We start from the raw sequence: 22,462 nt of genomic DNA, 5'->3' as shown, positions 1-22,462 counted from the left end.
CGCAGGTACGCCAGGCGTCGGTCAGCCGGCCGGTGGGCCGCTCGGGAACGGTGCCGCGCATCGCCGGTCAGCCGTGGTTCTCGCGGTACCGCTCGTACGCCTTGTTGACCAGGTCGGTGTAGGCCTGTGCGTTCTTGCCCCTCAGCTCCGAGACGTAGGCGTCCCACTCGCTCAGCGGCCGCTGGCCGAGGGCGAACTTCAGCGTGTTCTGGGTGACGTGGTCCTTCAGCGCGGTCGCCCACAGCGTCGTCTGCTCGCGCTCGGAGTCGCTGAGCGGTGCGGGCGGCGGCGTCACCCAGGGCGCGGGCTTGCGGGCGTTCATCTCCTTCTGGAACTCCAGTTCCTCGGGCGAGAAGAACGACTGCACCAGGTCGAGCTTGCCGCCGTAGGCGAAGACGCCGTTGTAGAAGCCGAAGTCCTTCTGCAGGTGCTTGCTGCCCTTGGGGTTGAGCCCGATGACGTTGACGTCCGGGGCGAGGCTGCGCCTGCCCGAGGCGTCCTTGGTGTATGTGGTTCCCTCGACGCCCCACTTGGCGAACTCCTGGCCGGCGTCGGAATACCAGAGCCAGTCGACGAACTGCATCATGGCCACGAAGTTCCGGCCCTGCCGGGCCTTGCTGGAGATCATCACGCCGTTCTCCAGCCGGCTCGCCGCGTTCACCGGTCCGGCCGGACCGACCGGGAAGAGGATCTTGCCGAGCCGGGCGTTCGGGTTGATCTTCGCGATGTCCGGCCGGTAGTCGTTCACCAGGGTCTGCGCGTTCGTGCTGATCACGAACGACTTGCCGCTGGCGAGCTTCTGCCGGGCCTGGTCGTCGGTCTGGGTGAACGTCTCCGGGTCGAGCAGCCCCTCGGTGACCAGTCTGTGGAGATACTCCACCACCTGCCGGTAGTCGTCCGAGGCGCCGGTGAAGACGTACCTCCCGGCACCGGCGTCCCAGCTCGTCGGCTGGTAGTTCCAGCCGGCGCCGGGCAGGCCGTGCGCGAGGGCCAGCATGTTCAGCAGGTTGCCGGCCGGGTTGGGCTTGCCGAACCGGTCGGAGAACGGGATGACGTCCGGGTGGGCCGCCTTCATCGCCTTGAGCATGGCGTACACCTCGTCCCAGGTGGTCGGGGACGGGATCTTCAACTGCTCCAGCACGTCGGTGCGGACCGCGAGCGTGTAGTCCTGCCAGGGCTTCTCGTGCAGGCCGGGCAGCAGGTAGAACTTCCCGTCCTCCTGCCGCAGCGTGTCCATCTCCGGCTGGAGTCCCCACCGCTCGATCTTGTCCTTGAAGTGCGGCATCAGGTCGAGGTAGTCGCTGACCGGCAGGATGGCGCCGGAGGAGACGTACGAGGTCTCCTGCGGGTGGTAGGTCTTCGGGATGATCAGCGGTGCGTCGCCGGAGCCGACCAGCACGCTGCGTTTCTGCTCGTAGTCGCTCAGCGGCACGGCGACCGGGTCCAGCTTGACGTTCGTCCGCCGGGCCAGCTCGGTCCAGAACAGCCACTCGGGCTTGAGCGGGTAGTTCGGGTGGTTGTTGTAGAGGATCGAGAACGTGACCGGCTCGGTGGCCTTGAACTGGTCGCCGATGCCGTACTTCTCCATCGCGCCCGTACGGTTGCGGTCGAGGTCCTTCTTGTCCGGGGTGTCGTCGCCGCAACCCGCCAGGGCGACGACGGCGGCCGCGCCGCTGGCGAGCAGCACCTGGCGCCGGGACAGCTTGGCCATGGATTCTTCCTTCCGGTGGTGGTGGGGTGCGGGGGCGGCTATCCCTTCACGGCGCCGAGCATGATCCCGAAGACGAAGTACCGCTGGATGAAGGGATAGACCGCGAGGATCGGCAGGATCGTCAGCACGATGGTCACGGACTGGATGGTGGCGGCGGACTGGACGACGTCGCCGGCGCTGCCGAGGCCGCCGCCGGTCTGCGTGGCGTCGGTCGCGCCCGCGATGAGGTTGCGCAGGTAGACGGTCACCGGGAGCAGGTCCTGACGGTCCATGTAGAGGAACGCGGCGAACCAGGAGTTCCAGAACGAGACGGCGTAGAACAGCACCATCGTGGCGACCATCGCCTTCGACAGCGGCAGGACGATCCGCAGCAGCGTGCCGTACGTGTTCAGCCCGTCGACGGCGGCGGCCTCCTCCAGCTCGACCGGCAGGCTCTCGAAGAACGCCTTCATCACCAGCAGGTTGAACACGTTCATGGCGTTGGGCAGGGCGATCGCCCACACGGTGTTCTTCAGCCCGAGGCTGGTGACCAGGACGTAGTTGGGGATCAGGCCGCCGGTGAAGAACATGGTGAACACGGCGATCCCGACCAGCGCGGTCCGGCCCCGCAGGTGCCGCTTCGACAGCACGTACGCGTAGCAGGTGGTCAGCACGACGGAGACGAGCGTGGCGACCACCGTGTAGAAGACGGTGTTGCGGTAGCTGATCCAGAACGTCGGGTCCGACGTCACCACGCGGTACGCGGTGAGGTTGAACCCGCGCGGCACGAGGTTCACCTCACCCGCGACGATGTACGCGTTGTCGCTGAGCGAGCGGGCCACGATGGTGAGGAACGGATACAGGGTCACCACCACGACGCCGGTCAGCACGACGGCGTTGACGACCTGGAAGACCCGGTAGCCCGCTGTCGGCCGGGGGCCACGCGGGTGGACCGCCGGTGCCCGCGTGCGGGCGCGCGTGCTCACCACAGGCTCGTCCCCACCGTGCGCCGGGAGATCGCGTTCGCCGACAGCACCAGCGTCAGCCCGATCACGGACTCGAACAGGCCGATCGCGGCGGCGTAGCTGAGGTTCCCGGAGACGATGCCCACCCGGTACAGGTAGGTCGAGATCACGTCCGCCGTCGGGTAGGTGAGCGGGTTGTACAGCAGCAGGATCTTCTCGAAGCCGACGGCCATGAAGGTGCCGATGTTGAGGATCAGCAGTGTGACCATCGTCGGCCGGATCCCCGGCAGCGTGACGTGCCAGGTCTGCCGCCACCGGCTGGCGCCGTCGATGCGGGCCGCCTCGTACAGGTCGCCGTCGACGGTGGTGAGCGCGGCGAGGTAGAGGATGGTGCCCCAGCCGACGGTCTGCCAGACCTCGGAGGAGACGTAGATCGTCCGGAACCATCCGGCCTGCTGCATGAACGGGACCGGCTCGCCGCCCACGGCGCGCACCATCTGGTTCACCGTGCCGTCCACCGACAGCAACTGGAGGACCATGGCGGCCACGATCACTGTCGACAGGAAGTGCGGCAGGTAGGACACCGACTGGACGAACCGCTTGAGGGCACGGTTGCGCACCTCGTTGAGCAGCAGCGCCAGCACGATCGGCAGCGGGAAGCAGAACACCAGGGTCAGCGCGCCCAGCATGAGCGTGTTGGTGAACACGCTCCAGAAGGTGGGGTCGGTGAAGAACAACCGGAAGTACCGCAGCCCGGTCCAGTACTCGCCGAAGATGCTGCCGCCCGGCTGGAAGCGCCGGAACGCGATCACGTTGCCGAGCATCGGCAGGTAGCGGAACGTCAGGAAGAACAGCAGCGGCAGGACTGCGAGCGAGTAGAGCTGCCAGTCGCGGCGCAGGGCCCGCCGCCAGGGTGTCCGGCGACCGCGCGGGGTCGGGGCTGCCAAGCTCGTCCTCCCGCCTGACCGTCGGCCGGAACTTTCCGGTAATGCACCGTAAGCTTTTCGGAAATTTATGGGTATCGTTATCTTCGTGTCAAGAGCGTCGATCGATATCTCCCTCGACCAGCTCCGTCGCTACACGCCGGCCGTTGCCGAGCCCGCCGACTTCGACCGGTTCTGGCGCACCACCATCACCGCCGCCGCGGCCACGCCGGTGCTCGTCGACGTCCGTCCCGAACCCACCGGCCTGCGGCTGGTCGACGTGTGGGACGTGACGTTCGCCGGGTACGCCGGCGAACCGGTCCGGGCCTGGTACACCCGTCCCGCGCGCGTACCCACGACGCTGCCGGCAGTGGTGGAGTACCCCGGCTACGGACGCGGCCGGGGCCTGCCGGGCGAGCGGCTCACCTGGCCGGTAACCGGTTACGCCCACCTGCTGGTGGACAACCGGGGACAGGCCGGACTGTTCAGCCGCGGGGACACCCCGGACCCGCACGACGCGCCCGGCGGGCCCAGCCCTGCCACGCGGGGGATCCTGTCCCCGGACGACTACCACTACCGCCGCCTGATCACCGACGCGGTCCGCGCGGTCGACGCCGTCCGCGTCCTGCCCGGGGTGGACCCGGCCCGCGTCGCCGCGGTGGGCAACAGCCAGGGTGGTGGACTCGCGCTCGCGGCGGCGGGCCTGGTCGACGGCCTCGCCGCGCTCCTGGTCACCGCCCCGTTCCTGTGCGACATCCAGCGCGCCATCGAACTGACCGAGGCGTCCCCCTACGGCGATATCGCCCGTTACCTGGCGGTGCACCGCGAGGCCGAGGAGCCGGTCCGGCGCACGCTGTCCTACGTCGACGGGGTCACCTTCGCCCGCCGGGCCACCGCTCCGGCGCACTTCGGGATCGGCCTGCGGGACGAGGTCTGCCCACCGAGCACCGGCTTCGCCGCCTACAACCAGTACGGCGCGGCCGGCGGACCGACCGCACCACTACGGGAGATGCACACGTACCCGTTCAACGGCCACGAGGGCGGGGAGGCCGTCCACGTCCGGCGGCAGCTGCGCTGGCTCGACGCGGTGCTCCGTCCCGCCGGGCCGCCGGCGCAGCCCACCGGCATCTAGCATCCCTGATCATGATCCCGACCGTGTGGCGGATACTCACCCGCCAGATCGACCCCAACCCGGCGCAGGACGACGCCGTGCTGCGCGAGGCGTGCACGCAGGCGCGGTACGGCTCCGACATCGGACCGGCCCGGAAGGCGCTGATCGCCACCCGGGACGACTACGACCGCCGGGCCCGGTACGTCCGTGTGCTCGCCGAATCGACAGCTCGTGGGCTGGGATCGCGGATCGACCGTACGACCGGTCGGGTCGACACCACGGACGCGTGGACCGACCGCTGGGTGTCGCGCGCGCCCGCGGATCCGGATGCCCAGCTCGTCCGTGCTCGTTCCCTGATGGCACGGGCGTGGGAGGTGCGCGGCGGCGACTGGGCCGCCACCGTACGCCGGGAGCAGTGGGCCGAGTTCAACCGCCTGCTGGACCTGGCCCGGCAGGTGAACGATGTCGCGATGCGGCTCGCACCGGACGACCCCACGCCGTGGGCGCACCGCCTGGACCTCATGATCGACCAGAGTGCGCCACTGGAGGACGTCGAGGAGACGTGGCGTGAGCTGACCAAGCGGGATCCCCGGCACCATCAGGGCCACGTGCTCCGGCTGACCTACCACTGCAGGAAATGGAGCGGCTCGCACGAGGCGATGTTCGGCTTCGCCCGCTCGGTCGCCGCCACGGCGCCTACGGGCTCACCACTACTCGTGCTGCCGGTTCGGGCCGCCGCGGAGTGGGCGCTGTGGGAGCAGGATCGCGAACCCCACGGCGGTACCGCCGACGAGCTCGGCGAGCGGTGGCGACAGGATCCGGTCATGCAGTCGGATCTCGACAACGCGCTGTCCCGGTGGTTCCACCAGCCTGCGACCCGGCACGCCGACTGGCTCGACGACGCCAACTTCCTGGCGTACGGGCTGGTGCGCACCGGTCGCGCCGCCGAGGCCGCGCCGGTGTTCGCGTCGATCGGCCGGTACGCGACCGGCGTCCCGTGGGCCTGGTGGAGCGACGGACGGGGTGACGCCGTCTTCCTCCGAGCCCGTCGCCGCGCCCGCCGCGCCGCCTGACCTCCGGCGACGTCATGCGCGAACCGATGACCACCGAGCGCCCACGCGGCTGCCGCCTCCCGTGCGTCCTGCTGATCGTCGGCGTCCTCGCGGTGCTTGCCGCCGGTGCGGCGGTCGTGGTGCCGCTGTTGCGGCCACCGGGCCCGCGGCCTGACTTCCAGCTCCCGGTGGCCTGTGGCGAGACGTGGCGGCTGTCCACCTATCCGGGGCACGACGACTACGACGTCGACTTCTTCCCGACCTCGGGGGACGCATGGGGACGGCCGGTGCTCGCCTCCGCCGACCGCACCGTCACGGTGGCGGGGATCAACGGCTCGCTGGGTGGCCGCACCCCGCAGGATCCGGACGGGCCGCGGGGGCGCGGCGGCGGTTACTGGGTCAAGATCGACCACGGTGGCAAGTGGGAGACGCAGTACCTGCACCTGCTCGAACCGCCGTCGGTGCAGGCCGGTCAGCGGGTGGCCCGGGGCGACCAGCTCGGACGGGTCGGCAGCACCGGGAACTCCGGCGCCCCGCACCTGCACTACGAGCAGCGCCGGGGCTGGGAGAAGGTGGAGGCGTACTTCGACGGCGTGCCGTCCGGGATCACCTCCGACGACCGCGAGTACTCGGTGCGGCTGACGAGCGCGAACTGCCGGCCGGCGCGCCCGTGACCGGGACCGTCAGCGTTCGCGCCCCGATGGCCGGGGTGGTCGGCGGCAGCCGGCTCCCGCCGCCACCAGCCCCGACAGGGTACGCGGCGGAGGCCGGGCGCCGGTGACCACCGCGACGGTCAGCCGCCGAAGCGTTGCCGCAACTGGTACTTCAGCACCTTGCCGGTGCCGCCGCGGGGCAGCGCGTCGAGGCGGTGGATGCGGGCCGGGACCTGGTGCGGCTCCAGCCGCTCGGCGAGGAACGCGGCGAGCGTCGCGTCGTCCAGGGCCGGGTCGGCCGCCACGACGGCGGCGACGATCTCGCCGTGCTCCGGGTCGGGCAGCGCGACGACTGTGGCCTCGCGTACCGAGGGGTGGTCGTAGAGCGCGGCCTCGACCTCCAGCGACGACACGAGCGTCCCGCCGGTGGTGACGACGTCGGTCATCCGGTCGAACAGGAACAGCTCGCCGTCGGCGGTGGCGCGTCCGAGGTCGCGGGTGCGGGTCCATCCGCCGGCGTGCACGCGGTCGTTGAGCGCCTGGTCGAGGTACAGCCGCTTGGGCGCCTCGCAGCGCAGCCACACCTCGCCGAGTTCGCCGGGCGGCAGCGGCTCACCCCGCGGGTCGACGACACGCATCTCGGTGCCGCGTCCGGGGCGTCCCAGCCACATCGGCCGGTCCGGGTCGACGTTGCCCAGGATGATCGCCGGCACCGCCTCGGACTGCGCGTAGGCGTTGGCGATGGTGGCGTTCGGCATGGCCGCGAGGAGGTCGCGGGCGATGCGCGGCGGCATGATCGCCGACGCGTTGCCGATGGTCTTGACCGAGCCGAGGTCGTAGCGGTCCTGCGGGCGGACGGCGGCGAGCCGGATCGCGGTCCACGGGGTGAGGATGAGCGTCGCGCAACCGTGCGTGGCGAGCAGGCGGGCGATCTCCTCCGGGTCGTCCGGTGAGCACACGATCAGCGGTGACGGCGTCGTGGTGGCCAGCACCGCGACCGTCGTCGCGCTCGACGTGGTGCCCAGCGGCATCGGCGCGAGCAGCGGCGCGGGGTCGACCAGCTGCCCGAGGGCGGCGGACCCGCGCCCGTACGTCAGGTTGCCGTGCGGGTTGGTGAACGGTTTCGCCGGGCCGGTGGTGCCGGAGGTGTAGAGGATGTCGGAGATGTCCTCGGGGGTGACGCCGGTGTCGACGGCGCCGGAGTCGCCCTGGTCGAGGTCCGCGACGACCACCGACCAGCGTCCGGCGTCGTCCCGCCACGGCGGGAGCGCCGCGCCGCGGATCACACCGGCCACCGCACACTGGTCGAACCGCCGGCGCAGCTCCACCGCCGGCATCGTGTCGTTCACGTGTACGGCTGTGGCGCCGGCCTTGAGCACGCCGAGGTAGGCGACGGCGTAGTCGATCCAGTCGTCGCCGCCGAACAGCAGCGCCACCCGGGCGCCCCGCCCGGTGCCGCCGAGCCGGTCGAGCACCGCGCGGGCGACGGCGTTCGAGCGCCGGTCCCAGTCGCGGTAGGTGATCGCCGTCTTGCCGCGGACGTTTATCGCCTCCTGCTCGGGCATCAGGCCGGTGCGGTGCCGCAGCAGGTCGGGTACGACGACCGCGGACGTGGGCACACTCATGGGTCCTCCCTCGGATGGCGCGCTCAACTCCACCGGTACACGCGGTGGAAGTCTTCGATCCGGTCGAGCAGCAGCAGGCCCCGGCCGGCCACGTGGCTGTCCAGGACGGACCGGTAGGGGCCGGTGTCCAGGACGGCGTCGCGGACGCCGAAGGCGCGGTCGGCGGTGTGCCGGCTCCACTCGTCGAACTCGGCGACCGTGAGCCGGCGGCGTTCCTCGACGGCGCGGGCGAGCGGGTGGGTCGCGAGCCGGCCGGCGGCGCGCTCCGTGACGACCCCGCTGAAGAACTCGGACCCGCAGCCGGAACCGTAGGAGAACAGGCCGATCCGGCGGCCCACCGTGAAGTCGGCGTGGTCGATCAGCGAGCACAGCGCGAGGTAGAGCGAACCGGAGTAGAGATTGCCGATCTGGCTCGTGTACGACAGCGACGGGGCCACCCGCGCCGCGAAGTCCCTGTCGATGTCGGCCGGCGCCATGCGCTTGGTCTTGCGCAGCAGCGTACGGTGGGCGCCCTTGACCATCCCGGCGAAGGGGATGTGGAAGACGAGGTGGTCGAACGTGGTGACGATGTCGGCGCCCTCGACGCGGTCCCGGTAGGCGGCGAAGCACCGTTCCAGACAGGTGAGATAGGCGAGCAGGGACAGGTCGGAGTTCACCACGTCGACGTCCGGCCGGGGCCGCAGCGTGTCCATCACCTCCTGGGTGTGGTACCCGCTGGCGCCCAGGTCGAGCCGCAGCACGTCGGGCGTACGGCTCACCAGCATCGCGACCGCGCCGGCGCCCTCCGACGGCTCGAAGTAGCTGCCGGCCGCCGCGACGCCGGCGATGTCGGTGGCGACCACGAGCGCCCGCGCGGCCGGCGCCGGGCTCGCGGCGATGATCGCCGCCGCGCTCTGCAGGGCGGCGGTGCCGCCGTAGCAGGCGTGCTTGACCTCGAACGACCGGCAGCGCGGCGGCAGGCCGAGGAGGTCGTGGACGTAGGTGCTGATCGGCTTGCCGAAGTCCAGCCCCGACTCGGTGGCCACCACCACCAGCTCGATCGCCTCCCGCTGCTCCGGCGACAGCGAGTCGACCAGCGGCCGGGCGGCGTTGACCGCGTGGGTCACCTGGTCCTCGCAGGGCAGGCTCACCGACCGGCGGCTCATCATCAGGTTCGGCAGCCGCGACGGGTCCAGGCCGCGCGCCTCGAACAGGCTGGGCACGTCGACGTACGCCCGCCCGGGGTAGACGTGGAGATCCTCGATGCCGACCGCCGTGGTGATCATCCTCGGGCCTCTCCTCTTCGTGGATCCCTCACCGTCGCGGTCCCTGACGTTGTACGACCGCGGGCCGGGCGTGTCTGCTCAGAGTTGAGCGCCCGCGATCGGCCCGGCCGGTTACCATCCCGGGTCATGACGAGATACGTCGCTCTGTTGCGTGCGGTGAACATCGGTGGCGGTAGCTCGATGGTGATGACGGAGCTGAAAGAGGTCTTCGTCTCCTGCGGCTTCGACGGCGTGGCCACGTACATCCAGAGCGGCAACGTCGTGTTCGGCTGCCCCGAGACCGACGAGGTCGCGATCCTGGCCGAGATCGACAGGGCCATCAAGCAGCGGTGGGGCCGCGACGTGCCGGTGCTGCTGCGCAGCCTGGACGAGCTCGACGCGATGATCGCCGCCAACCCGTATCTCGACGTGCAGACGGACCACACGAAGCTGCTCGTCACCATGCTCGGCAGCGACCCCGGCGCGGACAAGCAGGCGGCGCTCGCCGCCCCGCCCGGCGAGACCGGCACGCTGACGCTGCTCGGCCGCGACGTGTTCGTGCACGTTCCCGACGGGTACGGGCGCAGCAAGCTCAGCAACGCCTTCGTGGAGAAGAAGACCGGCGTGGTCGGGACGACCCGCAACTGGCGCTCGGTGCTGAAGCTGCGCGACATGGCGGCGGCCTGACCGCGTACCCGTCATCGCGGGCTCACCACCGACGGGCCGGACACGGCGCCCGAGGCGCTGTCCTCGGCGTCGGCGGCCCGCACGAACCGGTCCGCCAACGACAGCAGCGGGCCGGTGAGAAGCGTCGTGGCCAGCGCCATGATGAGCAGGGCGAGGAACATCGGCGGGCTGAGGATGCCGGCCTGGAACGCGACCTGGAGCACGATGAGCTCGGTGAGCCCGCGCGTGTTGAGCAGGATGCCGATCCGTGTCGCCTCCGCGGGAGAGCAGCCGCCGAGCCGGCTGCCGAGATAGCCGCCGCCGATCTTTCCGACGAGCCCGAGGACGAGCACGACGACCACCAGCGACCACGGCGTGCTGGCGACCGCGCCGGTCAGCGCGGTGAGCCCGGCGCTCACGAAGAAGATCGGCAGCAGCGACCGTCCGAGCCGCGACACGGCGGCGGTCGGCGCCTCCCAGGGCTCGCCGGGCGGCACCGCCAGGCCGACCAGGATCGCGCCGAACACCGCGGTCAGCCCGAGGAGGTGGACGCCGAAGCCGACCACCAGAGCCACCACGCCGAGCACCACGGCACTGGCGGCCGGCCACCGGCCGCACCACCGTGCCGCCCGGCCGCGGCGCAGCACCCATCGGATCCCGCCGGCCAGCAGCAACGCTCCGGCGAGGACCGCCATCGCGCGGCCGAAGGTCGCCGGGTCGCCGGCGCCCAGCCCGACGGCCAGGGACAGCAGCAGCCAGCCGACGACGTCGACGACCACTGCGGCGGCCAGCGCGAGGGCCCCGGCCGCCGTCTCCGTCAGGCCCCGCTCGGTCAGCAGCCGCGCCAGCACCGGTACGGCGGTGATGGACAGCGTCACCGCGACGCCCAGCACGAAGGCCGGCATCGGCGCGTCGCCGCGTACGGCCGGTCCGGCGACGAACTGGACCCACAGTGCGACGAGCACCCCGCAGACCAGCGCCGGGACGAGCGCACCGGCGGTCACCCAGGCCAGCCTGCGGTCGTCGCGCGCCGGCCCGACCCGCAGCTCACGCGCGAGGCCGACCAGGAAGAGCACCAGGGCGCCCTCGGCGACCAGGCGCAGGAGTGCGCGTACGTCCTCCGGCAGCACCGCCGCCAGCCCGTCGTGACCGGCGAACAGGACGAGGGCCGGGCCGACGAGGAGACCGGCGACGATCTCCCCGATCACCGGCGGCTGCCGCAACAGCCGCGCCACGGCTCGTCCGATCCCGCCGACGAGCAGCAGCGCCACGAGCAGCGCGGCTCCGTGCAGGAGGACCAGGACGGCACTCACGCGGACAACTCCCGGTCGCCGCGCAGCAGGCGTGCGCCGTTCACCGGCCGGATCGGGTCGGCGCCCCACCGGGCGGGCTCGTACTGTCCGCATTCCACGTACCGGGTCAGCGCCGGCTCGTTGATCAGGAGATATCCGCCGGGCAGCTGATCCACCAGCTTCGCCGCGCGGAAGTGCTTGAGGAACAGCCCGACGCGGGACCGGGTGGTGCCGACCATGCTGGCCAGCTCCTCCTGGGTGATCTTGGCGTCGATCTGCATGCCGAGGTTGAGCCGCCGGCCCACCTTGCGGGCGAGTCGCAGCAGGGTCGCGGCCAGCCGGTGTTCGCTGTCCATGGTGACCAGTTGGGTGATGGCCTGCTGCTGGTCGAGCAGCTTGGCCATGAGGAACCGGGTGAAGTGCCAGTTGAGCTGTTCGTCGCTGCTGAGAAGGTCGAACAGTTTCGCCGAGTTGACTCTCCTGATCACACTGTCGCGCATGGCCCGGGCGGTGTCGTGGCGTGGTCCGCCGAGCAGGCCCAGCTCGCCGAACATGTCGCCCCGCGTGTGGATCGACAGCAGGCACTGCTTGCCGTCAGCGGAGGACGCGATGGTCTTGAACTGGCCGACCTCCACGAGGTACATCCGCAGATCGTGGTCGCCGGAGTTGTACGCGGCCCCGCCTCGCGGGACGTGCGTGCGGACGGCGAAAGTCGGGTCGTCCCGGATCAGCCGATGCAGCTCGTTACGCAAACTGGTGGTGGCGCCGGCGATTCGCAAGGAGGCCTCCTGGCGCCCGATGTCGTGGCTCGGGCGTGTTGTCAGGTTCCTGAACATTCGCTGGTTAAATGCGTGACGCTGTCAATCGTTGACAGTGCGGCCGCAACGCCGGCAAGTGTTTCTCCGGCTAGTGTCGGAAAACTGTCGGAATTGCAATACGGCCCGTGCCGGCCGTTCGTCTCGTCGGTCGCGCTCCGCGTGCCGCGCACCCGGCGCCGAGGCGATCCACCTGCAGTTCCGCAGGCGGGAGCGCTCTAGCTGGGTGGCGGCATGGCATGACCTACGATGTCCATCTATCTGCGGTGTCTGGTTTCTTCCGTGTTCGGGACGCGTTCATCCAGTGAAGCAAATGCATGCAAGAGGCCTCTCGGAGGGTGCGGGCGAGGGTTGCGCATACCGCTTGATTGAGCGGTATTAATGCCCGTCACCATCGTAACTAATTGGGTGACGGGTGTCTACGCAGAGCAATGACCAGGCATTTTGCGACCTCGGTTCGGTTCGTAGCGGGTGATTGTCAGCGGAATGGGAGCCGGCTGGCCTTTTTAATGATTTAGGTCAATTTGCCTCGCTGAGCAGCCGCTCGGTGACCAGCTCGGCGTGCCGGGCCCGCCAGTCGGCCAGCGGCTCCGCCGCGACGAGCCGGTTGAACGCCCCGACGTCGGTGGAGGCCGGTACCCGGTAGTTCAGCCGTTGACCTGGCGTTCCGCGCAGGGCCGCGGCGGTGGCCTGCCGGCAGTAGGCGGCGCAGACCGACGCGAGCACGCGCCGGTCGTCCCGCCCCGCGACGCCGAGATCGGCGCGCACCTCGTCCAGCGGGCGGCCGAAGTGCGTCCGCTCCAGCTCGGCGAGCCGCCGCGGACCGACGTCGGCCAGCCGGTCGTAGCGCAGGAACATCCGGTACAGCTCCTCGGCACGAGCGGCGAACAGGGTGCCCCGGTGCGCCACCGGAGACCGCGCGCCGAGTTCGAACAGGTCCGGATCGGGCGCCTCGCGGACGTCGGTGACGTCGAGCGCGGCGAGCAGATCCTTCGCCGCGTCCGAAGTGGCTGCCTCGGCGGTGCACTGGTTCACCGTCGTCGTGACGACGAAGTCGGCCCCGAGCGCGAAGGCGGCGGCGACGGCTGCCGGGGTGCCCACCCCGGCCACCCCGATCCGCGCCCCCGGCGCCTCCCGGTCGCGCAGGGCCACCAGAGCCGGCACCAGCGCATGGGCGTCCCGTTCGACCGCCACGTCGGTGGCGACCGCCTCCCGTGCCGCCGCGCCCGCGGACCCGCCGTCCAGGTGCCCGGCGGCGGCCAGCGCCCGTACCGTCGCCGGGTCGGCGGGGCGCAGGAACCGCACCGCCGTGGCCAGATCCGGGGCACGGACCAGGACCTGCCGGGAACCGTCGCCGTGCCGGAACCGCACGAGCTGCGGCGACACCACGGCGAGCGGACCGGTGACCTCCACATGGCGGACGTCGTGGGCGAGGTACAGGTCGCACAGCGCCCGCTCGTCACCACCGGACGGCCAGGCCATGCCGTACCGGCGGACGTCGCGAAGCTCGGCCAGCGCGGCCCGGATCTCCGGCAGTGCCAGGCCCCGGGTGCCGAAGAAGCCGAGCAGTCCGGACTCTGACAGCCGTCGCAGGAACGCCGGCGACGTGACGCCGAACGGCGACGACCCGGCCAGACAGGCGTACCGGATGCCGTAGTCGGACCGCAGCCCGGGCGAGCCCGCCGGGCGCGGACGCGAGGCGGTGGCCGGCGGTGGGCCGGGGGCGGGACCACGCGCCACCGGCGCGGCCGGCACAGTCACCGGAGGCGCGGCGGGCGCGGACGGCGGGACGGGCACGACGGGCGCGAGCGGCCCGCCGGGAGCGGGCGCCGGCAGGCTCCCGGCGGCCCGGCGCCACATCTTGGTCAGCACCTCACCGGGACCGACCTCGACCGGCTCGGTCACCCCCGAACGGGCCAGCAGGCACATCGTGTCCCACCACCGGACCGGCTCGACGAAGTGCCGCAGCAGCGTGTCCGGGATGTCGCCCGGGACATGGGGCGACCCGGTCACGTTGCTCACCACCGGGATCGACGACGGGCCCGGCGTGACGTCGTGCAGGGCCACCGCGAACGCCTCCGCGGCGCCGGCCATGAACCGGGAGTGGGCCGGCACGCTGACCGCCAGCGGCACGCACCGGCCCGTACCGAGCCGCCGCACGGCGTCGACGACCGCGCGGATGCCCGCCGTGCTGCCGGCCATCACGAACTGGTCGGGCAGGTTGTGGTTGGCGAGGTCGACGTCCGGGATCTCGGCCAGCAGCTCCGTCACCCGCGACAGCGGCAGGCCGAGCACCGCCACCATGCCGCCGCCGGTCACGCTCTCCATCAGCCGCCCACGGCTGACGACCAGGCTCAGCGCGCTGCCGAAGTCCAGGCAGCCGGCGAGGTGCAGGGCGGCGTACTCGCCGAGGCTGTGCCCGGCCACCACCTCGGGTGGCGGACGGCCGTCCGCCAGCGCGGCCCGGGCGGCCAGCACGCTGACCAGGAACACGGCCGGCTGCACGTACCGGGTGCGGCCGAGGTACTCGCCCCGGGCGTCCCGGCACAGCTGCGCCGGCGGCACGCCGATGATCCGCTCGGCGGTGGCGCACTCGGCGGGGAAACGGTCCAGGAGACCCTCGCCCATGCCGGGATGCTGCGACCCCTGCCCCGGGAAGACCCACGCGCGCACGGCGATCACCGTTCCCAGGGATAGCGGCCGTGCGCGACGAACTCCGTGATCCGCTGCCGCACCGCGGGCGCCGACATCAGCCGGCCAAACTCGGTCACCGCGTGGTCGCGCAGCCGGTCGTCAACGCCGGAGAACGCCCGGAAGTACCGCTTGGCGTCGCCGACCACCACCGGGTCGAGGCGGTTGAGCCGGAACAGCAGCTGCCGCAGCACCGTCTCGGGACGCTCGGCGACCTCGTCGACGAGATGGATCCGGTACGCCTCGGGCGCGGCGATCGTCTGCGTGCTCAACGTCGCGGCGTACGCCTTCTGGAACCCGACCCGCCGCACCAGGAACGGCAGCACGCAGCAGGGCAGCAACCCCCACAGCGCCTCCGGCAGCGCGAACGTGCTGCGGGCGGTGGCGTGCACGAAGTCGCTGGCGGCGACCAGCCCGACACCACCACCGGCGACCTGCCCGTCCACCTGGGCGATCACCACCCGCGGCACTGTGGTGAAGCGTTCCAGCAGGGCGAAGAACGCCGCGCCCCCGTCGGAGGCGCCACCGTCACCGGCGGCGCTCTGGAAGTCCATGCCCGTGCTGAACACGCCGTCACGCCCGGCCAGGACCACCGCCCGGCAGGCGGCGTCACCCTCGGCCTCGTCGAGCGCGGCGTGCAGCTCGCGCAGCGTCTCGTCGTCGATGCCGTTGCGCCGCTCCGGCCGGGCCAGCGTGACGCGCAACAGCCCGGGCTCGCGCCGGAGCTCGATCGTGCGGTACGCCATCGGAGCTCAGGCCGCGCTGCTCGGCACCTGCGGCAGCAGCAGCGTGTCGCGGATGCTGCCCTCGATGAACAGCCGGTCCCAGGTGCCGCCGCCCTTGGACTCGTGCAGCCGGCGCCGGCCGAACACCTCGGTGGCCATCTCCTTGCCGCGCTCCAACTCGGCCAGCTCGTGGTAGTCGTCGACGCTGCGCAGGTGGATCAGCTGGAACAGGTGGTCCTGCTGGCCCCAGGTCTGCTCGTACAGCGTCGCGGTGACCCGTCCGGCGAGCCGCTCGTTGACGAAGTGCTGCCAGTGGGCCGCGTACATCCGGCCCTCCTCGCGGAACTCGTACTTGACGTCCGAGGTCCGCATGACGATCGCGCCGGCCGTCGCCGAGTTGATCTGCTGCTCCGGCGGCTGGTTGAGCTGGGACGAGGCGGGCGGCACGAAGGTCACCGGCTCGGCGTCGTCGCCGTCGTGGTCCATCCCGTGCTGCGGTACGAGCACGTCCTCGTGCAGGCTGCGGTGGACGAAGATACGGTCCCAGTTGCCGCCGCCCTTGTGCGGCAGCCGGTCCTCGTCGGAGATCCGGCGGAACTCCAGGTCGTGGTCGACCATGTTGAGCAGGATCCGGTAGTCCTGCGGGGACTTCAGGTGGATGAACCAGTGCATCCGGTCCCGGCCGCCGAACACCTCCTCGAAGGCGAACGACGTCGCCACGCCCTCCTGCGAGGTGTTGATGTACTGCAACAGGTCCACGCTGAACTGGCGCCCCTCTGCGGCGAACCCGTAGGCCATCTGGCCGACCCGGTGCAGGATGAAGCCGGAGTTGAGCGTGTGCAGCACCCGCTCCAGCGGCAGCGACGATTGGTTCAGCGCGCGGTACGGCTCGACCGTCGTGGTCATCGGTTCGCTCCTCAGGTGAGATCGCCGGTTCCGGCCCGTTTCTACGGGGACGGCCGACGGCGTGTCTGCTCACGGTTGAGCGGGCGCCGGAAGCAACCGGCCTGCTCAACGTTGAGCAGGCGAAGCCGGTACGACTGCCTAGCGTGATGACTCGGCCGGGATCCTCGGCCGTCGACCCCTTCCCAGGCGGGCAGGTGCCGTGACGCAACAGACCGATCCAGCCCACGCCGTTGTCCTCTCCGCCGCCGATCCGGAGCGGCTACGCCGATCCGCGCACCGGCTGCGCGAGCACGTCTCCACCGCGGATCCGGCGCTCGACCTCGCCGACGTGGCGTACACCACGCAGGTCGGCCGGATGCCGTTGCCGCACCGGCTCGCCGTGCGGTGCGCGAGCGTCGCGGACCTGGTCGGCGGACTCGACGCCTACCTGCGCGGCGAGGCCCGCGACGGGGTGCTGCACGGCGTCGCCGGGGCGCCGTTCGCGCCGGCCGCCGCGCCGACCGACGCCGACGCCGCCGCGGACTGGGTCGGCGGCGGCGTGGTCGACTGGCGGCGGTACTGGCCGGGACCACGCCCGCGGGTGCCGCTGCCCGGCTACCCCTTCGGTGCGGCGCCGCCGGCCCCGCCCACCGCCCGGCCGCGCGACCCGGCCGGGTCGCTGCGGGCCTACCTGGTCGAGGCGTACGCCGAAGTGTCCGGCCTGCCCGCCGAGTCCGTCGACCCGCTCCTGCCGCTGACCGAGCTGGGCCTGTCGTCGTTCCTCGTCACGCGGCTGGCCGCCCGGCTGGAGAGCGACCTGGGCGAGCGGTCGCGGACGCTGTTCTTCGAGCACGCCACCCTCGCCGAGGTCGCCGCGGCGCTGGCGGCGGCCGGCCGCACGGCTCCCGCCGGCGCGGTTCCCGCCACACCGGCCACACCGGCCGCACCCACCGAGTCCGCCGTACCGCCCGCCCCGGCCGCTGTGTCCGCTCCGGCCGTCGCCGTGGAGCGGGAGCCGGGGGAGGAGCGCGAGACGGAGATCGCCGTGATCGGCGTCGCGGGACGCTACCCGCGCTCGCCCGACCTGGACGCGTTCTGGGACAACCTCGTCGGCGGCCGCGACTGCGTCACCCCGCACCCGTCCGAGCGCGCGCGACCGGGATGGCCGACCCACCTCATGGACGGCGGGTACCTCGACGACGTCGACCGGTTCGACCCGCTGCTGTTCGGCATCACCCCCCGCGACGCCGCCCTGATGGACCCGCAGGAACGGCTGTTCCTCGAAGTGACCTGGGCCGCGCTGGAGAGCGCCGGATACACCCGCGCCCGGCTGCGGGAGCGGCACCACTCCTCGGTCGCCGTGTACGCGGGCGCGATGTGGAACGAGTATCCGCTGTTCGGGGCGGAGCGGACGCTGCGCGGCGTCCCGCAGGACTCCGGCGCGACGCTCGGCGGCATCGCCAACCGGGTGTCGTACTGCTTCGACCTGCACGGCCCGAGCCTCACGGTGGACACGATGTGCTCCTCCGCGCTGGTCGCGCTCGACCTGGCGGTGCGGAGCCTGCGGCGCGGCGAGGCCGAGCTGGCGGTGGCCGGCGCCGTCAGCCTGTCGCTGCACCCGAACAAGTTCATCCAGCAGCACCGGATGAAGCTCACCGCGACCGACAGGCGCAGCCGGACCTTCGGCGCCGGCGGCGACGGGTTCGTGCCGGCCGAGGGGGTCGGCGCGCTGATCCTCAAGCCGCTGCGGCGGGCGCTGGACGACGGCGACCCGGTGCACGCCGTGATCCGCGGCACCGCCGTCGTCCACGCCGGACGGACGAACGGCTACATCGTGCCGAGCCCGGTCGCCCAGGCCGACGTGGTACGGCGGGCGCTGCGCGACGCCCGCACCGAACCCGCCGAGATCGGCTACGTGGAGGCGCACGGCGCCGGCACGGCGCTCGGCGACCCGGTCGAGATCGACGGCCTGACCCGGGCGTACCGGGACGCGGCCGGGACCGACCTGCCGCCCGGCAGCATCCCGATCGGCTCGGTGAAGTCGACGATCGGGCACACCGAGGCCGCCGCCGGACTCGCCGGTCTCACCAAGGTCATCCTGCAACTGCGGCACGGTGTGCTCGCGCCGTCGCTGCACGCCGACGAACTCAATCCGAACATCCCCTGGGACGCCGTGCCGTTCCGGGTGCAGCGGCAGCGGGCCGGGTGGACCGGCCCCCGGGTCGCGGGCGTCAGCTCGTTCGGCGCCGGCGGGACCATCGCCCACGCGGTCGTCGCCGCGCCACCGGCCCGTACCCGCCCGGCCGCGTCGCCCGGCCCGCAGCTCGTCGTCCTGTCCGCCTACGACGAGGACCGCCTCGACGAGGTGGTGCGGCGGCTCGTCGCGTACCTGCGCCGGGACCGCGGACCGAGCACGGCGGACCTCGTCGCTGCGGTCCGGCGGATCGCCGCCGGGGAGCACCCCGGTTCGGCCGCCGACCACGCCGCCGCGTTGCTGGCGCACGACGGGCCGGCCCTCGCCGACATCGCCTACACGCTCCAGGTCGGCCGGGAGCCGCTGCGGCAGCGCCTGGCGGTCGTGGTCGAGGACGTCGCGACGCTGTGCGAGCGCCTCGCCGCCTACCGCACCGATCCCGCCGTGCTGCGCGGCCGCGCGCCCGCCGCGCCGGACCCGGACGCGGCGCCGCCGGCCGGCGCGAGCCTGACCGACCTCGCCCGGCACTGGGTGAGCGGCGGAGCCGTCGACTGGACCGCGCTCCACGAGCCGGGCCGGACGGTCGTGGACCTGCCGGCGTACCCGTTCGCCCGCATGCGGTGCTGGGTGCCGGAGGACATACCGGCCGGTGCCGGGCTGCCCGGCACGCACGCGCCGACCGTCGAGCCGACGCCGATCGTCGGGCCGGGTCCGGGCGCCGAGATACCGCTCTACGCCAAGGGGTGGGAGCCGGACCCCGATCCCGGGCCGGTCGCGTCGCCGGTGGCCGGGGTGATGCTGTGCGTCGGCGGCAGTCCCGAACTCGTCGCCCGTCTCGGCGGCCTGGCCGTGCACGACGTGGCGGACCTCGCCGCCGTGCTGTCCCGCGTACCCGGCGTCGGCGGGCTCGTCGGCCTGTCCGGCGGGCCCGGCTGGGAGACCCGGGTGCGGATGGTGCAGCGGCTGCTGGCCGAGCGTCCCACCACGCCGTTGCGGATCCTGGAGACGGCCGTCGACGACGTCCGTACGGCCGGCTTCGTCAAGGTCCTCGGCGCCGAGTACGCCCGCGTCACCGCCACCGTGCTGCACACCGACCGGCCCGGCGACGACACCGACCTCGCCGCCCGGATCCTCGCCGAATGGATACGGGCCGACGCCTACGGCGAGGTCCGGTACGCCGACGGCCGGCGGCACCGGCCGCGCCTGGACCTCGTACCGGCGCCCCACGCGCCGCTGCGTTGCGACCCGGACGGGGCCTACCTGGTGACCGGCGGCACCCGGGGCGTCGGCGCGCTCGTCGCCCGGCACCTGGCCGGTCACGGCGCCCGGTCGATCGCCCTGGTCGGCGTCCACGCGGACACCGGCGTCGCGGACGACCTGCGCGCCCGCGGAGTGCGCGTGCTCCAGCACGCCGGCGGGTTCCCCGGCATCGAGGAGTTCCTGCGGCAGGTCCGCGCGGAACTCGGCCCGCTGCGGGGCGTGGTGCACTGCGCCGGTGTGGAGAGCCGGGGCAACCCGGCGTTCGTGCACAAGGACCTGGCGGACGTCCAGGCCGTGCTGGCACCCAAGCTGGACGGTCTCGAGACCCTGGTGCCGCTGTGTGCCGCCGACCCGCTCGACTTCTTCCTGGTGTTCTCCTCGGTGTGCGCCACGGTGACCGGGCTGGCCGCCGGGGTCTCCGACTACGCCGCCGCGAACATCGCCGTCGACGAGCTGGTCCGCGCGCGGATCGCCGCCGGCCGTACGGAGTTCCGCTCGGTGGACTGGCCGCAGTGGGCACAGACCGGGTCCACGAGCGGACGCCCCAACCCGTGCGCGCCGGCCGGTCTCGCCCCGCTGGACGACGCCGCCGGACTACGCGTCGTCGACCGGGTGCTCGCCCTGCCGACCGGCGCTGTGGTGCTGCCGTGCCCGCCGCTCGGCGACGCCCCCGACCCCGACGCCCTGCTGCGGCTGCGTCCGCGCCGCGCGGTGCCGGCGTCACCCACAGTCGTGGCCGGCGCTCCGGCTGCCGGTACGCCCGCCCCGGGCTCGGCGACGGCCCCGGCCTCGGTCCCGGTCCCGGCCTCGGTCCCGGTCCCGGTCCCGGTCCCGGTCCCGGTCCCGGTGGCGGCGGGCGGGCCGGCGGCCCCGCCGGGCTGGCTCGTGGGCATCTTCTCGGCGGCGCTGGGCATTCCCGAGCGCGACCTCGACCCGACCGTCGAGTTCGGTGACCTGGGCGTGGACTCGGTGCTCCTCGGCGAGCTGCTGGTCCGCATCGAGGAGCGGCTCGGCACCCATCTCGACCCGGCGACGCTGCTGCTGCACCCCACGTTGGAGCGCCTCACCGCCCACCTCGGCGTGCAGGCCGCGACTCCCGAGCCCGAGCCGCCGCCTGCGCCCGAGCCGGTGAACCCGCCCGTACCCGTGACTGCGCCCGTACCCGTCGACGAGCCTGTGCCGACGGCGGCGCGGGCGGCGGCGGTGGACGCGGGTGGCGGCGCGCGGCCGGACCTGGACCGGCGGGTGGCGGTGATCGGCATGGCCTGCCGGTTCCCCGGGGCGACCGACGTCGCGACGCTGTGGGACAACCTGCTCCACGGGCGCTGCGCGGTCACCGAGGTGCCGGCCGAGCGGTGGGACCACCGCCGCTGGTACTCGCCGGAGCCCGGCCTCGGACGGTCGATCAGCAAGTGGGGCGGCTTCGTCGAGGGCGTCGAGTGGTTCGACCCCGGCTACTTCGACATGGGCGACGACGAGGCCCGCTGCCTGGACCCGGCGATCCGGATGTTCCTGGAGGGCACCGCGGAGTGCCTGGCCGAGGCCGGGTACGCCCCGGACGAACTGCGCGGCCGGCGCGTCGCCGTCGTGGCCGGGGCGCGGCTGTCCGACTACGGCCGCCGGGTGCCGATCCGCACCGACGTCCTGCGCTCCGACCAGAACTTCATCGCCGCCCGCGTCGCACACCACTTCGACCTGCGCGGCCCGAACCTGGTCGTCGACAGCGCCTGCTCGTCGTCGCTCGTCGCGGTGCAGGTCGCCTGCCGCAGCCTGCTCGCGGGGGAGTCGGAGCTGGCGGTCGTCGGCGGCGTCGAGGTGCTGCTGGACCCGGAGACGTTCCTCGACCTGAGCGCCGCCCGGGCGCTGTCCCCGACCGGCCGGTGCTGGACGTTCGACGAACGCGCCGACGGCTTCGTGCCCGGCGAGGGCTGCGGCGTGGTGCTGCTCAAACCACTGGCGGCCGCACTCGCCGACGGCGACCGCGTCCACGCCGTGATCGACGGCGTGGCGGTGAACAACGACGGGCACACAATGGGCGTCACCACCCCCAGCCCCGCCGCCCAGGCCGACGTGGTCCGCCAGGCGCTGGCCGCCGCCGGCCGGCGCCCCACCGACATCACGATGCTGGAGGCGCACGGCACCGGCACGCTCATCGGCGACCCGATCGAGCTGCGTGCCCTCAACGACGTCTTCGGTGACCGGCCCGGCGGCCGGATCGAGATCGGCAGCGTGAAGTCGAACCTGGGCCACCTGCTCAGCGCCGCCGGCATGGCCGGGCTGTTCAAGGTGGCACTCGCCCTGGAACACGGCACCATCCCGCCGACGCTGTTCTGCGACACCCCTAACCCGCGGTTCGACTTCGACCGCTCGCCGCTGCACCCCACCACGGAACCGGTCGGCTGGCCCGCCGGACGGGAACGCGTCGCCGGCGTCAGCTCGTTCGGCCTCGGCGGCACCAACGCCCACCTCGTGCTCAGTGGCGCGCCGCCGGGGCCGGTCCGCCGGGCGCCGCTGCCCCGGCCGGTGTTCCGGCGCAGGCGGCTGTGGCTCGACGGCGACGGCCCGGCCGAGGCGCCATCCCCGGCCCGGCCGGACACGGGCGAGCCGCTCACGGCGTCCCTGCTGCGACTGCAACTCGTCACCACCGACTGACCAGAAGACCGGAGGCAGG

The 22,462-nt window shown here is 72.7% G+C and carries 15 protein-coding genes; 5 read left to right on the top strand and 10 right to left on the bottom strand.

The features are described from left to right. Positions 1-67: 67 nt before the first annotated feature. Genes O7622_RS22385 through O7622_RS22375 form a run of 3 tightly spaced genes read right to left on the bottom strand, consistent with a single transcriptional unit; the run spans position 68 to position 3,602 of the window. Entirely contained in the window at positions 68-1,711 is a 1,644-nt protein-coding gene (locus O7622_RS22385; RefSeq protein ID WP_282310157.1) for an extracellular solute-binding protein, read from the bottom strand. A gap of 38 nt (positions 1,712-1,749) precedes the next feature. Then, positions 1,750-2,676 carry a carbohydrate ABC transporter permease gene (locus O7622_RS22380; RefSeq protein WP_282310156.1) on the bottom strand — a complete coding sequence of 309 codons (927 nt, stop codon included), beginning with the start codon at positions 2,674-2,676 and terminating at the stop codon, positions 1,750-1,752. Next, positions 2,673-3,602 carry an ABC transporter permease subunit gene (locus tag O7622_RS22375; protein ID WP_282310155.1) on the bottom strand — a complete coding sequence of 310 codons (930 nt, stop codon included), beginning with the start codon at positions 3,600-3,602 and terminating at the stop codon, positions 2,673-2,675. Before O7622_RS22375 ends, O7622_RS22380 begins: the two co-directional genes overlap by 4 nt. A gap of 67 nt (positions 3,603-3,669) precedes the next feature. On the opposite strand from O7622_RS22375, the gene O7622_RS22370 reads away from it, so the two are divergent. From O7622_RS22370 to O7622_RS22360, 3 genes are read left to right on the top strand one after another with little or no spacing between them, the layout of a single operon-like run. Continuing rightward, positions 3,670-4,710, top strand: coding sequence for an acetylxylan esterase (locus O7622_RS22370; protein WP_282310154.1), 1,041 nt, complete (start codon positions 3,670-3,672; stop codon positions 4,708-4,710). Positions 4,711-4,721: 11 nt separating this feature from the next. Continuing rightward, entirely contained in the window at positions 4,722-5,762 is a 1,041-nt protein-coding gene (locus O7622_RS22365) for a DUF4034 domain-containing protein (protein ID WP_282310153.1), read from the top strand. A gap of 26 nt (positions 5,763-5,788) precedes the next feature. Further along, positions 5,789-6,415 carry a M23 family metallopeptidase gene (locus tag O7622_RS22360; protein ID WP_282310152.1) on the top strand — a complete coding sequence of 209 codons (627 nt, stop codon included), beginning with the start codon at positions 5,789-5,791 and terminating at the stop codon, positions 6,413-6,415. 119 nt (positions 6,416-6,534) lie between these two features. On the opposite strand, the gene O7622_RS22355 is transcribed toward O7622_RS22360, so the two are convergent. Both O7622_RS22355 and O7622_RS22350 read right to left on the bottom strand, forming a co-directional pair. After that, positions 6,535-8,019 (bottom strand): class I adenylate-forming enzyme family protein, encoded by a 1,485-nt coding sequence (locus O7622_RS22355; RefSeq protein ID WP_282310151.1) that lies wholly within the window; start codon positions 8,017-8,019, stop codon positions 6,535-6,537. Between the two features lie 23 nt (positions 8,020-8,042). Continuing rightward, on the bottom strand, positions 8,043-9,284 hold the full coding sequence (locus O7622_RS22350; protein ID WP_282310149.1) for a hydroxymethylglutaryl-CoA synthase: 1,242 nt from the start codon (positions 9,282-9,284) through the stop codon (positions 8,043-8,045). 126 nt (positions 9,285-9,410) lie between these two features. Between O7622_RS22350 and O7622_RS22345 the strand changes: the two genes are divergently transcribed. Further along, complete coding sequence (locus tag O7622_RS22345; protein WP_282310148.1) at positions 9,411-9,950, top strand: DUF1697 domain-containing protein; 540 nt, start codon at positions 9,411-9,413, stop codon at positions 9,948-9,950. An 11-nt stretch (positions 9,951-9,961) separates the two neighbouring features. On the opposite strand, the gene O7622_RS22340 is transcribed toward O7622_RS22345, so the two are convergent. From O7622_RS22340 to O7622_RS22320, 5 genes are all read right to left on the bottom strand, one after another. Then, complete coding sequence (locus tag O7622_RS22340; RefSeq protein ID WP_282310147.1) at positions 9,962-11,242, bottom strand: cation:proton antiporter; 1,281 nt, start codon at positions 11,240-11,242, stop codon at positions 9,962-9,964. Continuing rightward, positions 11,239-12,000 (bottom strand): Crp/Fnr family transcriptional regulator, encoded by a 762-nt coding sequence (locus O7622_RS22335; RefSeq protein ID WP_216934946.1) that lies wholly within the window; start codon positions 11,998-12,000, stop codon positions 11,239-11,241. The genes O7622_RS22340 and O7622_RS22335 overlap by 4 nt, the downstream gene beginning before the upstream one ends. Before the next feature lie 555 nt (positions 12,001-12,555). After that, positions 12,556-14,709, bottom strand: coding sequence for an acyltransferase domain-containing protein (locus tag O7622_RS22330; RefSeq protein WP_282310146.1), 2,154 nt, complete (start codon positions 14,707-14,709; stop codon positions 12,556-12,558). Between the two features lie 5 nt (positions 14,710-14,714). Then, positions 14,715-15,473, bottom strand: coding sequence for an enoyl-CoA hydratase-related protein (locus tag O7622_RS22325; protein ID WP_282310145.1), 759 nt, complete (start codon positions 15,471-15,473; stop codon positions 14,715-14,717). Between the two features lie 6 nt (positions 15,474-15,479). Beyond that, a complete protein-coding gene (locus O7622_RS22320) occupies positions 15,480-16,358 on the bottom strand; it encodes a DUF6039 family protein (RefSeq protein WP_282310144.1) in 879 nt (292 codons plus the stop codon). 199 nt (positions 16,359-16,557) lie between these two features. Between O7622_RS22320 and O7622_RS22315 the strand changes: the two genes are divergently transcribed. Next, the gene (locus O7622_RS22315; protein ID WP_282310143.1) at positions 16,558-22,443 is read left to right on the top strand and encodes an SDR family NAD(P)-dependent oxidoreductase; all 5,886 of its coding nucleotides are present in this window, start codon (positions 16,558-16,560) and stop codon (positions 22,441-22,443) included. Positions 22,444-22,462: the final 19 nt, after the last annotated feature.

Source organism: Micromonospora sp. WMMD1076 (assembly GCF_029581475.1).
In the GTDB taxonomy this organism is placed as follows: Bacteria; Actinomycetota; Actinomycetes; order Mycobacteriales; family Micromonosporaceae; genus Micromonospora; species Micromonospora aurantiaca.
The sequence above is the reverse complement of the archived record's forward strand: the minus strand, read 5'-3'. Positions and strand labels throughout refer to the sequence as shown.

Bases quoted from the DNA above. Each gene is read 5' to 3' on its own strand.
- O7622_RS22345 (WP_282310148.1), top strand. From the start codon at position 9,411: ATGACGAGATACGTCGCTCTGTTGCGTGCGGTGAACATCGGTGGCGGT.
- O7622_RS22365 (WP_282310153.1), top strand. From the start codon at position 4,722: ATGATCCCGACCGTGTGGCGGATACTCACCCGCCAGATCGACCCCAAC.
- O7622_RS22320 (WP_282310144.1), bottom strand. From the start codon at position 16,358: ATGACCACGACGGTCGAGCCGTACCGCGCGCTGAACCAATCGTCGCTG.
- O7622_RS22370 (WP_282310154.1), top strand. From the start codon at position 3,670: ATGGGTATCGTTATCTTCGTGTCAAGAGCGTCGATCGATATCTCCCTC.
- O7622_RS22325 (WP_282310145.1), bottom strand. From the start codon at position 15,473: ATGGCGTACCGCACGATCGAGCTCCGGCGCGAGCCCGGGCTGTTGCGC.
- O7622_RS22385 (WP_282310157.1), bottom strand. From the start codon at position 1,711: ATGGCCAAGCTGTCCCGGCGCCAGGTGCTGCTCGCCAGCGGCGCGGCC.
- O7622_RS22355 (WP_282310151.1), bottom strand. From the start codon at position 8,019: ATGAGTGTGCCCACGTCCGCGGTCGTCGTACCCGACCTGCTGCGGCAC.
- O7622_RS22360 (WP_282310152.1), top strand. From the start codon at position 5,789: ATGACCACCGAGCGCCCACGCGGCTGCCGCCTCCCGTGCGTCCTGCTG.
- O7622_RS22350 (WP_282310149.1), bottom strand. From the start codon at position 9,284: ATGATCACCACGGCGGTCGGCATCGAGGATCTCCACGTCTACCCCGGG.